Below are 14,783 nucleotides of genomic sequence, written 5' to 3'. Positions count from 1 at the left end.
TGCAGTTTCGGGAAGTGGGAAAATGGAGGATACGATATACATTCAAATGAAGCACCGAGTGGAAATGGTAGAGGAACGGCCCATCAGGCTTTACGATATTGCCAACATCATTGCTCCGGAACAGATGCTGAAAGCGCTGTATGCGCTGGAGTTGTATGTGAAAACAGATAGGGAAGGCAAATTTGTTGTGATTGACGCTTTAATGATTATTGAAAAGATCGGCGGCCACTTTCCACAGAGTAATATTCAAACAGTCGGACCCGAGGAAACGATTGTCGAATTTGTACAAAAGTCAAAGACAGCCAACTTTCTTTTATTCATCGTTGTTTGGCTGCTTTTGTTTGTCGGTTCGGGACTTACCATTATGAACTTCCATGAAGAAACAAGCATGCAGGAGATTCATCAAAAGCTGTATTGGATGTTGACCGGAATAGAAAATGACAGACCGTATTTACTGCAGGTTCCCTATTCAATTGGACTGGGAGTAGGAATGATCCTCTTTTTTAATCATTTATTCAAAAAGAGACTTAATGAGGAGCCGAGCCCGCTGGAAATCGAAATGTTTAACTATCAGCAAGATTTGGACAAGTACGTAATCGTTCATGAAAAGAAAGAAAGTGCAGAGCGGATTGACGATCGTTAGTGCTTTATGCACCATTTTTGTCGGCCTGGCTGGCGGGCTTGCCGTGGGAATTGGTTTTGTTGCTTTTTTAACCGTGCTGGGGATTATTCCGAGGTTAACCCAACTGACAAAGACAGGACACCAAATACAGGCTTATGAATGGGCAGTCATTATCAGTGTGGTCGTCTCCTCTTTGTTCGACTTGCGAAACGGGTCTATCAAGCTGTATTCAAGCCTGTTAATTCCAGTCGGCTTGGCGAATGGATTGTTTATTGGAATGCTTGCTGCCGCACTTACGGAAGTCTTAAATGTTTTGCCGATCTTGTCAAAACGGATCGGCATGAAAGGAAAGTTGATCTTATTATTAATGGCCCTTGTCTTTGGTAAAATGGCAGGCTCTTTGTTTCAATGGCTCTATTTTGTAGAGTTTGAATAATCGAGTTAAAAAAGGAGCTTATTGTATGGGTGAAAATAAAGCAGAAAAGCGATTTAGAGAAATTCCGGCTGATTTGAAACGATTGGAACAGTACTTTAAAGACAGGGTGGGTCTGGGAACAAGCTTCGACATTGGACACAGAAAACTCGTTATATTAAAAAGCGAAATCCATATCTATTATGTCAATGGGCTGTGTGACACTCAATTTATCGTTGAATTATTAAAAGAGCTCGTTAATTTGAATGAGAAGGAAAAACCGTCCGAAAGCTTGCCAGAAATCATTGAAAACCGGCTTGTCCACGAATCTGTCGAACATGTAAAAACGTTTGATGAATTGGTGGATCAAGTACTGTCAGGGTTGGTCGGGATTGTCATTGAAGGCGAAAAACAAGCGATGATTGTAGATGTTCGGAGCTATCCGGGAAGGGAGCCGGAGGAGCCTGACACGGAAAAAGTAGTACGGGGATCAAGAGATGGTTATGTAGAAAATATGATCGTTAACACGGCATTGACCCGCAGGAGAATCCGTGATGAAAGGCTCCGTTTTGAGATGATTAAAGTGGGGGAAAGATCCAAAACAGATGTTGCGATCGGGTATATAGACGGAGTCGCGAATCCCCAGCTTGTTGATACAGTGAAAAAGGAATTGAATAACATTCATATTGACGGAATATCGATGGCGGACAAAACGGTTGAAGAGTTTCTGCTGAAACAGGGTTATAATCCCTACCCACTCGTCCGCTATACGGAAAGGGCAGATGTCGGTTCCATTCATTTACTGGAGGGGCATGTCCTGATTTTCATTGATACATCTCCAAGTGTGATGATTGCGCCTGCGACATTTATTCATCATATGCAGCATGCAGAAGAGTACCGGCAATCGCCGGCTGTGGGGACATTTGTCAGGTGGACGAGGTTTCTTGGCATATGGGTATCCATTTTTTTGCTGCCACTATGGTTTTTATATGCCATGGAACCGTCCTTGTTGCCGGAAAAACTGGCTTATATTGGGCCGAACAAGGAGTCTGATATACCTCTGATCATTCAAATCCTCATTGCCGATCTCGGGATTGAGTTTTTGCGAATTGCGGCCATCCATACCCCGACACCATTATCCACCGCCATGGGGTTAATTGCGGCCGTTCTGATTGGGCAAATTGCCGTAGATGTTGGTTTATTTCATTCTGAAGTCATCTTATATGTATCCATAGCCGCCATAGGGACATTTTCTACTCCCAGCTATGAATTGAGCGTCGCCAATAAAATTTTCCGGATGCTATTGCTCATTTGCGTGGCAATTTTCAAAGCACCCGGATTTATCGTGGGGGTGACCATTTATTTACTTTTTTTAATATCGTTGCGACCTTTAAATGCTCCTTATTTATGGCCGATTTTGCCTTTTAATCCCATCGCTCTCTTCCAAATTTTCATGCGGCGTCCAGTACCCGGAAGCTTATTGCGACCAAGCATTGTTCGACCGAGAAACAGGGTGCGGCAAAGGCCGGGCGAATCCGAAAAATAAATTGCAGTATGCTCTATATTATGGTAAAGTAATGCTTACTTATAGTATATAAGTCAATGTTTGACTTGAGAAGCAATCGGAAATAGTACCGATTGCTTTGTTCTTATACATGCACTAGTGGGGGGAAGACATCATGCAATTAAGTGGAACGGCCACGATCAATCGTAAAGGGCATCTGGAAATCGGTGGTTGCGATACCGTAAAGCTTGCAGAAAAATATGGTACGCCATTATATGTGTACGACGTTGCTTTAATTAGAAAAAGGGCCAGAGCTTTTCAATATATGTTTGAAAAATTGGGCGTAAAACACCAAGTAGCATACGCAAGCAAAGCCTTCTCATCGGTAGCCATGCTGCAGCTCGTTCATGAAGAGGGCCTGTCACTGGATGTTGTTTCGGGCGGTGAACTATATACAGCGATCGTCGCGAATTTTCCGGCCGAAAAAATTCATTTTCACGGGAATAACAAAAGTGAAGAAGAACTGAAAATGGCGCTTGACCATCAGATCGGCTGCATTGTCGTTGACAACTTCCATGAACTTCATATGCTTCATCATCTTTGCCAACTGAAAAACCAGAAGGTAAATATTTTGTTGCGGGTTACACCGGGAATTGAAGCCCATACGCATGACTATATTTCAACAGGGCAAGAAGATTCGAAATTCGGATTCGATTTACAAAATGGGCAGTCTGAAACCGCTGTGGCCCTAGCGTTGGAAAGCAAATTCCTCAATTTGCTCGGTTTCCATTGCCACATCGGTTCACAAATTTTTGAAACAACAGGATTTTTATTGGCGGCAAGGAAAATTTTAGGAAAAGTTAATGAATGGAAAGACATATACCAGTTTACTCCCGAAGTTCTCAATCTTGGCGGCGGCTTTGGGATTCGTTATACGGATGAGGATAAACCGTTGCCACCTGAACAGTATGTGGAAGAAATGATTCTGGAGGTTAAACGGGAAACGAAGAGATTGGCACTGCCAATGCCGGAAATTTGGATTGAGCCGGGACGTTCCCTCGTTGGAGATGCTGGAACAACACTTTATTCAATCGGCTCCCGCAAGGAAGTTCCTGACATTCGAAAATATGTGGCTGTTGATGGCGGGATGAACGACAATATCAGGCCGGCACTTTATGGCGCCAAATATGATGCCATTATGGCAAACCGTGCGGACGAAAAACCAAAAGAGGTCGTGTCCATTGCAGGCAAATGCTGTGAAACGGGAGACATGCTGATTTGGGATTTGCCGCTCCCAGAAACGGAAACAAATGATTTATTGGCGGTATTCTGTACCGGTGCGTACTGTTATTCGATGGCTAGCAACTATAATCGTATTCCAAGACCTCCCGTCGTGTTTGTTGAAAACGGAACAAGCCGCTTGATTATAAAGCGTGAGACTTATGACGATCTTGTCCGGTTGGATATTCCTTATAGCGAAAAAACGACGATCTAAATGATTCCCTCAATAGGTAAAAGTTTGCGATAAATGGAAAAAGCCGCTACAATGAACTTTGTTGATTCTTATGCCGTTATCCATATTTATGAGTATGATGAAGGTAGGAGTGTCCGTTCATGCGCAAGCAAAATATAATCTTATTCCTTTTTATGTTCGGTTTGGCGTTTGCATGGGGATTGTTCTATTGGTTTGTAATTGTGCCGAACAAATGACAATATTCTGTACGGAAAAAAGACTAATGAGGGATTAATGATGTTAATTCGCTACAAAAAAGGTTATGAAAAAATAGCAATGGGCCTTCTTTCGTTTATGCCCAATGAAAAAGATTTAAAAAAGCTGCAGCAAACGATGAAACAATACGAAGGCGATGACAAATGGCAGCTTTATCTTTGGAAGGAAGAAGATATAACTGGACTCATCGGGGTTGTTATTGACGACGACATCATTGAAGTGCAGCACATTTCTGTTAACCCATCCCACCGATGTCAAGGAATTGGCAAAAATATGGTAAGGTCTTTAAAACAATTGCATGAACAGAAAAAGGTCGTTCCCAATGAGCATACATCCTCTTTTTTTGAAAAATGCGGTATCGCGGACGAAGAAGAGTCTGGGACATAAGCAAATACGAAATAGCAAAAGCCGAACAATTCATTTATAATTGTTCGGTTTATTTGTGTTAAAAAATCTCTATCATCGCTACGTCAAATATTTCGCTTTCCGCGGGCACGGCTTCAGCTTCCTCGGAAAGCAAAGATCGCTTTCCTGCGGGATCTTCAGCTCGAGCTATTCCCGAAGGAGTCTACATATGTTGACTACGCTAAAAGCTTGCGTATTATACATTAGGACAACTTATCCCGCATGTAAGGCGCCGTAATACTCCCACTTCAAGATCTTGAGTGAATACAAAAGGTCCAAGTGGGAGAAAACGGCACCCAAATGCTCGATTGGTTCAACTAACATTCAGTAGGAGGTGGAAGAAAACGCCTACTGAATGAAGTTTCACTTTATTGTTCGTTTTTTCATCAGCTGATTTAGTTGTGTCACAGTCTCTTTGTTTATGGTAAGCTAGGGCTCCAAAAGCTTCTAGCGAGGCGGTAAAAAGCTAAATGGTTGGCTCGTTATTAAACCGTCCGCTTATTGCTTTGGTTGTATAACGGTCTTTTTTTCATGTGTTTTTGCCAGGTGTTTATGAACAATTCCTTCGTCCCAAACGTCATCCAACCGCCCCCAGCTAGAGCCGTGCCTTCGCACTCGCTCTTTGCAGATGACCAATAATTCCGCATCTTGTATCGGCAAGTCAATAGCGGTATATAATCGCGACTTTTTCATATGTTTCAAGCTTTTTTGCAGTATTTCCATCAGTTGAGAATAGTTTATCCCCAAAGCATGCAGCTCGCTCCTTTTTTTACTCAAGCTTTCCAGCGCCCTGGTCAACAATTTAACCGCACCCCGCATGTTCCCCCTGCGGTAGTGGTAAAGGCTGGCGGCAACTTGAATAAGACCGACCCAAATGGAACTTCGCTCCATCCCGCTTTTCTTCCAATGTTCCTCCAATACTTCATGGCATTCAAAATAATCTCTGTCACCATGAAAATGACATAAAAATTGTATATATGAGAAAGGATAAATCAATCTCAAAGCCCCTTTCGCTTTTTCGCGCATTTCAAGATAAGTATATCATATGTAAATTACCACCCGAATTTACTTACTTCTTAACCGAAAAATATTGTATGATTAAAGATAAAGTGAAACTTCATTTCTTGGTATGCCTTTCCCAAGAAATGTTAGCTGAACCAATCGGGCATTTACAGGCAGTTGACCCAGCACTTTCTACCTTACATTTAGATTTCTAAGCAAAGGGGCTTACTGCCAGTTAATGCGGGATAAAGTGAAACTTCATTTCTTGGTATGCCTTTCCCAAGAAATGTTAGCTGAACCAATCGGGCATTTACAGGCAGTTGACCCGGCACTTTCTACCTTACATTTAGATTTCTAAGCAAAGGGGCTTACTGCCAGTTAATGCGGGATAAAGTGAAACTTCATTTCTTGGTTTTCCTTTCCCAAGAAATGTTAGTTGAACCAATCGGGCATTTAGGTGCCGTTTTCTCCCACTTAGACCTTTTGTATCAACTCAGGTCTCGAAGTAGGAGTATTACGGCACCTTACGTGCGGGATAAAGTGAAACTTCATTTCTTGGTATGCCTTTCCCAAGAAATGTTAGTAGAACCAATCGGGCATTTAGGTGCCGTTTTCTCCCACTTAGACCTTTTGTATCAACTCAGGTCTTGAAGTGGGAGTCTTACGGCACCTTACGTGCGGGATAAAGTACAATTTAACGACATATTTGGTGATTTTATGACATATCAAGTAAAAACAAATGTTTTTGAAGGACCGCTTGATCTGCTGCTTCATTTGATCAAACGGATGGAAATTGATATTTACGATATTCCCATGGCTGAGGTGACAGAGCAATATTTGGTCTACATACACACGCTTTCGGATCTGGAGTTGAATGAAGCAAGTGAATATCTGGTGATGTCAGCGACACTTCTGTCAATTAAAAGTAAGATGCTGCTCCCGAATAAAGCGGAGGAAGAAGAGGAAGACGTTTCAATTGAGGAGGAGGACCCACGAACAGAACTCGTCGAGCAGTTGATCGAATACAAGAGGTACAAAGAAGCCGCCGAACTTTTTAAACAAAAAGAACATGATCGCAGCCATATTTATACAAAACCGCCGAGCGACCTTTCCCAATTTGCCGCGGACGCCGATCCCATTTCTGAAGCGGACTCTGTCTCGGTTTTTGACATGCTTGCCGCCTATAACAAACTGTTAAAAAGAAAAAGACTGCGAAAGCCGGCGGCTGCCAAAGTGGAAATTCAAAAAATCACGATCGAGCAAAGGATGGAAGAGCTGCTGGAAATCGTTGAGAAGCATCGGACGCCGATTCATTTTTCGGACTTTTTCCACCATGATGACAAGAGTGTCATCATCGTGACGTTTTTGGCCATATTGGAGTTAATGAAAAGTAATGCCGTCTATGTGGAACAAACGGGCAATTTTGAAGAAATTTATATAAAGGCGAAAGAGGAGATTGTACGTGAAAGCAGCTAAGGAAAAAGGAATATTGGAAAGCTTATTGTTCGCTGCGGGGGACGAAGGCTTAAGCATCAAGCAAATATGCCATGTATTGGAAATGACCGAAAAGGAAGCGTACGACCTGGTGGATGAATTAAAGAAGGAGTATGACGACAACGAGTGCAGGGGCATTACGATTGCAGTGCTTGCGGGGACATACCAGCTTGTGACGAAAAGAAGGCTTTCGAAATACTTGCAAAGGCTTGTGGAAAATACGCAGCATCCATCCATTTCTCAGGCCGCGCTTGAAACAGTCGCCATTATTGCCTATAAGCAACCCATTACAAGAGTTGAAATAGAAGAAATTCGCGGTGTAAAGACAGAGCGACCGATCAGATCGCTTCTTGCCAAAGGACTTATTAAAGAGGTGGGGAGGAAAGAAGGGATTGGAAGACCGATTTTATACGGGACAACGAGAGAATTTTTGGATTACTTCGGTCTCAAGGATTTGAAAGAACTCCCTCCGCTGCCCGACGCGGAAATGGATGGATCACAGGAAGAAGAAGCAGATTTATTCTATGATAAATTTCAGGAATCCATCAAATAAAGAAACGCAAGCGCCCGCTTATAACTACAAACTGAAGCACTCGCGATGAAATAAAGCGAAAGAGGGCTCTTCCTGCCCCACATACAATCTTCCATTCTGCTTTGAATTGTTTAAAGTGGAGGTCTTAGCTTTTTTACAGGCGCTTTTCTTTTGCTTTTTTATGGACATGGCTCAAGCCCTCAGGCACATGCGCTTGCCTAAATTTATCTCTTTGAGATTAACATTTTTTACTCCGTTACATCAACTGCGCGCAAAAACTTTAGCGGTGAAATGTGCTAAGATGGCAAACCAACTGCCACCCAAAATTTACAACATTCCTAAAACGCAACAAAGCTAAAAAGGGCTTCATTTCGGATGAATGTCCTTTTTTTTTTATGTTTAATAGCCCTTCTTTTTGTCATAACACTACAAGTGGCGCATAGACTTGTACAAATAAATGGGGGGCGAGGGGAAAAGGATGTTTGTTAAAATCAATGCGATTTTAATCAGTCTGTGCATACTTTTATGGCTCGCCGCCTTTTCGCCAAAAGACAGGGAAGAGCAGCCTGAGTTATCCTTGAGTGCATCTGGAGCCATCTTAATGGAGCAAGGGTCCGGGAGAGTCCTCTATGATCAAAACTCGGACGTGCCTGCCAGGATCGCTTCCATTACCAAAATTATGACAGCTATTGTGGCCATTGAATCAGGAAAACTGGATGAAACCGTTACGGTCAGTAAAACGGCGGTGATGACTGAAGGATCATCTATCTATTTAAAAGTCGGCGAAAAAATAAAACTGGAAGATCTGTTATACGGCCTCATGCTTCGCTCCGGGAACGATGCTGCCAATGCCATTGCGGAACACGTGGGGGGAAGTGTGGAAGGGTTTGTTTTCCTGATGAATCAAAAAGCGCAGGAAATTGGAATGCGCCAAACAGTTTTTTCCAATCCCACTGGTTTGGATGATCACGAAAATCATTATTCAACCCCTTACGATATGGCGCTTCTTACGCGATATGCCATGAACAATGACACGTTTAAAGAGATCGCGGGAACAAAAGCATATACAGTGGATCGAGAAGACGGTAAAGCCAGGTGGAAAAACAAAAATCGCTTGCTCACTGAAAAATACCAACATACAACCGGCGGTAAAACCGGCTATACGAAAAGAGCCGGACGAACTCTTGTCACGACAGCTTCCAAAAATGGAATGGACTTGATTTCCGTTACGTTAAACGCGTCCGATGATTGGAATGACCATATTTCGATGTATGAATATGGCTTTGATCATTTCGAAATAAAACAATTGCTGCCAAAAGGCGAATTATTTAACGTTGAGGGGCTTCCAGATAATAAGCAATTATTTGTCAAGCACGACGTCCATTACCCGTTGCAAAATACAGAAGTGGACCATATTAAAATCAAGTATCGTTTGCTTTCTAGGGAAGATCTGAAAAAAATGAAGGAGGGGCAGGCTGGAGAAGCGGTTTTTTATTTTCAAAATGATGTCGTGCGGACGATTCCCATTTATGTAAAGGAATTGGATCATGACAAAGACAAAAGCTGGTGGCAAACTTTTAAAAATCTATTTTTCACTCAGACAGGTGTGAAGATAAATGATTAACTATATTTGGGTCGGGATGACCTTAATCGGCCTCGTGTTTGCTGGATTGAATGGCACGATGAAAGAAGTGAACGAAGCTATTTTTCAATCAGCTAACGAAGCCGTTACTTTGTGTATTGGTCTTATCAGCATTCTTGTGTTTTGGCTCGGAATGATGCGAATTGCCCAGGAAGCAGGCCTTTTGGAAAAACTGTCCAATCTATTTCGACCTGCCATTCTGAGGCTTTTTCCGGATGTTCCAAGCGATCACCCCGCCGTTGGTTATATTTTATCGAATATTATTGCAAACATGTTTGGACTTGGAAATGCCGCTACACCCCTCGGTATCAAAGCGATGGAGCAGTTAAAAGCATTAAATGGGGGAAAGCCCGTTGCAAGCCGCTCGATGATTACGTTTCTTGCCCTTAACACCTCAGGATTTACCCTAATTCCCACTACTGTTATCGCGATTCGAATGAATTATCAATCAGCCGGGCCGACAGACATCGTAGGCCCGACTTTAGTGGCCACCATATGTGCTACGTTGGGCGCCATTATTGTGGACCGGCTATTTTATTACCGAAGAATACGAAAAGGAGTAAAATAGCAATGCAATTTATATCGGCCATGTCCTTATGGATTGTTCCTGTCATCATCGCTGTTATTTTACTCTATGGTACGTGGAAAAAAGTCCCCACCTATGAGCATTTCGTTGAAGGGGGAAAAGAGGGAATCAAGATTGCGGTTTCCATTATTCCGTTTTTAGTAGGAATGCTTGTTGCTATTACAGTTTTCAGGTCTTCGGGTGCACTGGACTTCATGATTCAGCTGATCAAACCGGTTTTGGATTCGATTGGCGTTCCCGCGGAAATCGTCCCGCTCGCACTCATACGGCCGATATCCGGCACCGCGGCTCTAGGTGTTATGAGTGATCTCATTTCGGTTTATGGCCCTGACTCCTTTATCGGCAGATTGGCCTCAACCATTCAGGGAAGTACGGATACGACCTTTTATGTGTTAACGGTTTATTTTGGGGCAGTGGGAATCAAAAAAATGGGAGATGCTATAAAAGTCGGCCTTATAGCTGATGTAATCGGTATAGCGGCGGCAGTCATCATCGTGACTATTTTATTCGGTTCATAACCGGATTTTTTTATTTTGGATCAACATTCTTTGATTTTCTCTGTTCTTATGCAATAATTCATAAAGAAAATGCAGGCTTGAGGTGAAAAAATGGAACGCTTACAAAAAGTCATTGCCCATGCTGGAATCGCTTCTCGAAGAAAGGCGGAAAAGCTGATAGCAGAGGGCAAGGTAACAGTGAACGGAAAAGTAGTAACAGAACTCGGAACAAAAGTAACACCTTCGGATAAGATTCAGGTGAATGGCATTCCGTTGCAGCAAGAGGAACAGAAATACTATTTGTTTTATAAACCACGCGGCGTTATCAGTGCGGTTGAGGATGACAAGAACAGGAAAGTAGTTACTGATTTTTTTCCGCATGTAGAAGAGAGAATATATCCGGTTGGACGCCTGGATTATGATACATCCGGGCTTTTGCTTCTGTCCAATGATGGAGAATTCACCCATTTATTGACACATCCCAAACATGAAATCCCGAAAACGTATGTGGCAAAAGTTAAAGGGCTGCCATCAAGAGAATTGTTGAAAAAGCTGGAAAGAGGAATCCAATTGGAGGACGGAAAAACCGCTCCGGCGAAAACAAAGATGTTAACAGCCGATAAGCGAAAAGGCCATTCCATTGTGGAGATTACCATTCATGAAGGGAGAAACCGCCAAGTGCGCAAAATGTTTGACGCGATTGGCCATTCGGTGATGAAATTAAAAAGAGAAAGGTTTGCCTTTTTGACCCTTCATGGACTAAATGCGGGAGAATACCGGGAATTAACCCCGCATGAGGTAAAAAAATTGAAAGTTCTCGCCCGAACAGGGCAATGCTGAGAACAGGGAAGTTTTCACATAACCTTCATAACCACCGCAATGGCTCTATGAAGAAAATGATATAATGTAAACGGATATTCGCGTCTAATAAGGAGGCATGGTCTTTCATGTCAAAAAAAAACCGGCTGGTCATTCGGACAATCATTCTTGTTATTATGATCGCAGCAATTGCATACACACTTTACGCCAACTTTACGAAAGATTCACGCTCAAAAGTATCAGTCGGCGAACAAGCGCCTGATTTTGTTTTGGCGGATCTTGGAGACGAACAACATAAGTTATCCGACTACAGGGGGAAAGGCGTGTTCCTGAATTTTTGGGGCACGTGGTGCAAGCCGTGTGAGCGGGAAATGCCTTTTATGGATAATCAGTATAACGTTTATAAAGATCAAGGAGTTGAAATTTTAGCAGTAAATGTCGGAGAACCGGAGTTTTCAATCAAACGATTTGTAGAAAAGCATGATCTTTCGTTTCCGATTTTGAAAGACAAAAATCAGGATGTAATGAAAACGTACGGTGTCATTAACTTGCCTGCAACGTTTTTGATTGATCCGGAAGGAAATGTGGTAAAGGTGGAAGAAGGCGAGCTGACGGAAGCGAAAATACAGGCGATGATGGAGAGTATTAAACCGTAAGGGGAGCAGTTTTTTATGAATGATGTGAAATGTGTTTGCGGTCACGTCAATCCGCAAGGAACAATCCTTTGTGAAGCTTGCGGGCGGGCATTGACCGAAGAAGCGAAAAAAGAAAACCTGCATGATATGCGTTATGAGGGCAGTGCCAGAAGGTCTCAAACATACAATAAAACGTTGGTTGACAAAATATGGAACTTCTTTTCGTCTGTCAAGGTGGGAGTGTGGCTGATTGTCATTACACTAATCGCTTCCGCTCTTGGAACAATCCTTCCGCAAGTGATGTACATACCGCCGAATGCCGACCCTGCCGAATACTATTCAAGCCAATATGGAGCCTTCGGGACGATATATTATAATCTTGGTTTCCATGACTTATACAGTTCCTGGTGGTACCTGTTATTAATTGCCTCAATCGGCGTCTCGCTCGTCATTTGCAGCCTTGATCGGGTTATCCCGTTGCATCGGGCTTTAAAAAACCAGCGGGTTGACCGACATGAGGGTTTTTTAAAAAGGCAGCGATTGTTTAGGCGGTATGAAGGAGATGTGTCGCCAGAAGACATTGAAACGTTTAAAAAACGGTTAAAACAGAAAAAATACAAGATCAGGGAACAAGACGGAAGTATCCTTGCCGAAAAAGGAAGATTCTCACGTTGGGGTCCCTATGTTAATCATATCGGATTGATTATATTCCTAATCGGCGGCATGTTGCGATTCGTTCCGGGCATGTATGTGGACGAAGAGGTCTGGCTGCGTGAAGGGGAGAAAAAAACGATTCCGGGAACAAATAATGAATACGTTTTGGAAAGTAAAAAAAATACAGTAGAGTTTTATGACAAGGAAAAGGACAAAGAAGTATATAGCGAAGCCCTTGAACGAGTCGGTTCTGTTGTAAAAGAATTCCAATCCGATGTTGTTCTTTATAAAAGAGACAAAGAACAGGCGGTCGGTTCTGAAGAAAAACTGATTAAAGTGAAAGATGCCAAGATCCGTGTGAATGAACCATTGAAATTCGACAATTTTGCCGTATACCAAGTCAATTTCAAACAGGATGAATTTCAGACGATGACTTTTTCTTTAATTGACAAAAAAACAGAAACGGAACATGGAGAAGTAACCATTGATTTATTTGATCCGAAAACAAGTTACGACTTAAAAAATGGTTATAAAGTGGAGCTACTGGGGTATTACCCGGATTTTTCCGGTTTTGCGAAAAATGGCGAACCGCAAACGAATTCTCCTGTCCCGAATAATCCAGCTTTTTTATTTAACATGATTTCTCCCGAGAAACCCGACGGAGAAGTGAGTTTTACAGCGATTAGACAAACTGTGGAACCGCTTGGAGAAACAGAGTATAAAATGGCGTTCAAAGGTATTGGAACAAGAAATGCTACAGGGCTTACTGTACGAAAAGATTTAACGCTGTGGGTTTTGGCCGTCGGGGGAACCATTTTTATGATCGGGGTTATCCAAGGCTCCTACTGGAACCACAGGCGTATTTGGCTGCAGCACAAGCAAGGCCAACTTCTTATAGCCGGCCATACAAATAAAAATTGGCACAGTCTGAGACGTGAAATTACCGGAATGGTTGAAGGCACAAGTATTCCTGAACCAATTGATCAGTCTCAAAAGGAAAAAAACGGTAAAGAAAGTAGGAATCATGATGCAGAATCTGGCAGAACTAAGCAGTAGTTTATTATACACTTCCTTTATTCTTTATCTTGTCGGGACATTTCTTTTTAGTGGTGCAATCCGTGATAAGAGAGGGAGAGAAAAGGAAAAAGGTGTAAATCGCTGGTCCAAGCTGGGGATTGTAGCAACCATCATCGGTTTTATTACACAGCTCGGTTATTTTGTTACCCGCTGGATTGCGGCGGGACATGCTCCTGTCAGTAATATGTTTGAATTCACAACCTTTTTTGGCATGATGCTCGTTGGGGCTTTCATTCTTCTTTATTTTATCTATCGCCTAAATGTGCTTGGATTATTCGCTTTGCCTGTTGCGATGATACTAATCGCATTTGCCAGCATGTTTCCAAGGGAAATCAGTCCGCTCATTCCATCGCTAAAAAGTGATTGGCTTCATATTCATGTTACGACTGTAGCGGCAGGACAGGCTATTTTAGCTGTCAGCTTCGTTGCAGGGCTCATTTATTTATTAAAAGCGGTTGATCCTACGGTGAAAGACAAAAGGTCTTTTTGGCTGGAAGTGATTATGTACTGCCTTGTGGCAACGATTGCCTTTATAATCACTTCATCAGCCTTTTCCTTGGCCGACTATAAAGCAGATTTTGCCTGGGTGGACAAAAATGATCAGGAAAAAGAGTTGTCCTACCAACTTCCCGCACTTGTTGGCCCGCATGAAGGAGAACTGCTCACTGAGGGACGCTTCAATCCTTTAGTGGAAATGCCGGCACTCGTCAATGCGAAAAAATTAAATACTATATTATGGACTGTCATAACGGGAACCATATTGTATTTGCTTGTACGCTTAATCTTTCGGAAACGAATCAGCATGCTCTTGAAACCTCTTGTTCGCAGGGTGAATTTGGATCTCCTTGATGAAATCGGCTACCGCTCTGTATTGATCGGTTTTCCGGTTTTTACCCTTGGCGGTTTAATATTTGCCATGATCTGGGCCCAGATTGCCTGGACCAGATTTTGGGGGTGGGACCCGAAAGAAGTTTGGGCGCTTATTACGTTCTTATTTTATGCTGTTTTCCTTCACTTACGCTTATCAAGGGGATGGCACGGCGAACGTTCAGCCTGGCTTGCCGTTGTGGGAGTAGCCATTATCATTTTCAATCTCGTGTTTGTTAACTTGATTATTGCCGGTTTGCACTCTTATGCATAGTTCCGGCGCAATATTTATCATGAAAGACCCCC

General features: G+C 42.6%; 15 protein-coding genes. 14 read left to right on the top strand and 1 reads right to left on the bottom strand.

Annotated features, from left to right (window positions below):
* Positions 1-22 precede the first annotated feature (22 nt).
* The 5 genes from JOC94_RS03115 (at position 23) to JOC94_RS03095 (ending at position 4,654) form a co-directional block, all read left to right on the top strand.
* Complete coding sequence (locus JOC94_RS03115) at positions 23-643, top strand: stage V sporulation protein AA (RefSeq protein ID WP_077113265.1); 621 nt, start codon at positions 23-25, stop codon at positions 641-643.
* Positions 603-1,058 carry a stage V sporulation protein AB gene (locus JOC94_RS03110; RefSeq protein ID WP_077113266.1) on the top strand — a complete coding sequence of 152 codons (456 nt, stop codon included), beginning with the start codon at positions 603-605 and terminating at the stop codon, positions 1,056-1,058. Before JOC94_RS03115 ends, JOC94_RS03110 begins: the two co-directional genes overlap by 41 nt.
* A 25-nt stretch (positions 1,059-1,083) precedes the next feature.
* On the top strand, positions 1,084-2,580 hold the full coding sequence (locus JOC94_RS03105) for a spore germination protein (RefSeq protein WP_077113267.1): 1,497 nt from the start codon (positions 1,084-1,086) through the stop codon (positions 2,578-2,580).
* A gap of 133 nt (positions 2,581-2,713) precedes the next feature.
* Positions 2,714-4,033, top strand: coding sequence for a diaminopimelate decarboxylase (gene lysA / locus JOC94_RS03100; RefSeq protein WP_077113268.1), 1,320 nt, complete (start codon positions 2,714-2,716; stop codon positions 4,031-4,033).
* Between the two features lie 255 nt (positions 4,034-4,288).
* The gene (locus tag JOC94_RS03095) at positions 4,289-4,654 is read left to right on the top strand and encodes a GNAT family N-acetyltransferase (protein WP_077113269.1); all 366 of its coding nucleotides are present in this window, start codon (positions 4,289-4,291) and stop codon (positions 4,652-4,654) included.
* Between the two features lie 516 nt (positions 4,655-5,170).
* Here JOC94_RS03095 and JOC94_RS03090 read toward each other — a convergent pair.
* Entirely contained in the window at positions 5,171-5,668 is a 498-nt protein-coding gene (locus tag JOC94_RS03090) for a DUF309 domain-containing protein (RefSeq protein WP_171973989.1), read from the bottom strand.
* Positions 5,669-6,391: 723 nt separating this feature from the next.
* Between JOC94_RS03090 and JOC94_RS03085 the strand changes: the two genes are divergently transcribed.
* The 9 genes from JOC94_RS03085 to ccsB all read left to right on the top strand — a co-directional run bounded on the left by JOC94_RS03085 (position 6,392) and on the right by ccsB (position 14,751).
* Positions 6,392-7,150 carry a segregation/condensation protein A gene (locus JOC94_RS03085; protein WP_077113511.1) on the top strand — a complete coding sequence of 253 codons (759 nt, stop codon included), beginning with the start codon at positions 6,392-6,394 and terminating at the stop codon, positions 7,148-7,150.
* Entirely contained in the window at positions 7,137-7,721 is a 585-nt protein-coding gene (gene scpB, locus JOC94_RS03080) for an SMC-Scp complex subunit ScpB (protein WP_077113270.1), read from the top strand. The genes JOC94_RS03085 and scpB overlap by 14 nt, the downstream gene beginning before the upstream one ends.
* A gap of 457 nt (positions 7,722-8,178) precedes the next feature.
* Positions 8,179-9,324, top strand: a complete 1,146-nt coding sequence (locus tag JOC94_RS03075) for a D-alanyl-D-alanine carboxypeptidase family protein (protein ID WP_139345701.1) — start codon at positions 8,179-8,181, stop codon at positions 9,322-9,324.
* Positions 9,317-9,910 carry a nucleoside recognition domain-containing protein gene (locus JOC94_RS03070; protein ID WP_077113272.1) on the top strand — a complete coding sequence of 198 codons (594 nt, stop codon included), beginning with the start codon at positions 9,317-9,319 and terminating at the stop codon, positions 9,908-9,910. The genes JOC94_RS03075 and JOC94_RS03070 overlap by 8 nt, the downstream gene beginning before the upstream one ends.
* A 2-nt stretch (positions 9,911-9,912) precedes the next feature.
* Complete coding sequence (locus JOC94_RS03065; RefSeq protein WP_077113273.1) at positions 9,913-10,446, top strand: spore maturation protein; 534 nt, start codon at positions 9,913-9,915, stop codon at positions 10,444-10,446.
* Positions 10,447-10,536: 90 nt separating this feature from the next.
* Positions 10,537-11,265 (top strand): pseudouridine synthase, encoded by a 729-nt coding sequence (locus JOC94_RS03060; protein ID WP_077113274.1) that lies wholly within the window; start codon positions 10,537-10,539, stop codon positions 11,263-11,265.
* A 107-nt stretch (positions 11,266-11,372) separates the two neighbouring features.
* Positions 11,373-11,900, top strand: coding sequence for a thiol-disulfide oxidoreductase ResA (resA, locus tag JOC94_RS03055; protein WP_077113275.1), 528 nt, complete (start codon positions 11,373-11,375; stop codon positions 11,898-11,900).
* 15 nt (positions 11,901-11,915) lie between these two features.
* The gene (gene resB / locus JOC94_RS03050) at positions 11,916-13,589 is read left to right on the top strand and encodes a cytochrome c biogenesis protein ResB (protein ID WP_077113276.1); all 1,674 of its coding nucleotides are present in this window, start codon (positions 11,916-11,918) and stop codon (positions 13,587-13,589) included.
* Complete coding sequence (ccsB, locus tag JOC94_RS03045) at positions 13,570-14,751, top strand: c-type cytochrome biogenesis protein CcsB (protein WP_077113512.1); 1,182 nt, start codon at positions 13,570-13,572, stop codon at positions 14,749-14,751. Before resB ends, ccsB begins: the two co-directional genes overlap by 20 nt.
* Positions 14,752-14,783: the final 32 nt, after the last annotated feature.

This window comes from Siminovitchia thermophila (assembly GCF_016909185.1).
Classification (GTDB): Bacteria; Bacillota; Bacilli; order Bacillales; family Bacillaceae_C; genus Siminovitchia; species Siminovitchia thermophila.
Note: the sequence above shows the minus strand (reverse complement) of the source record. Positions and strands in the feature narration are given on the sequence as shown.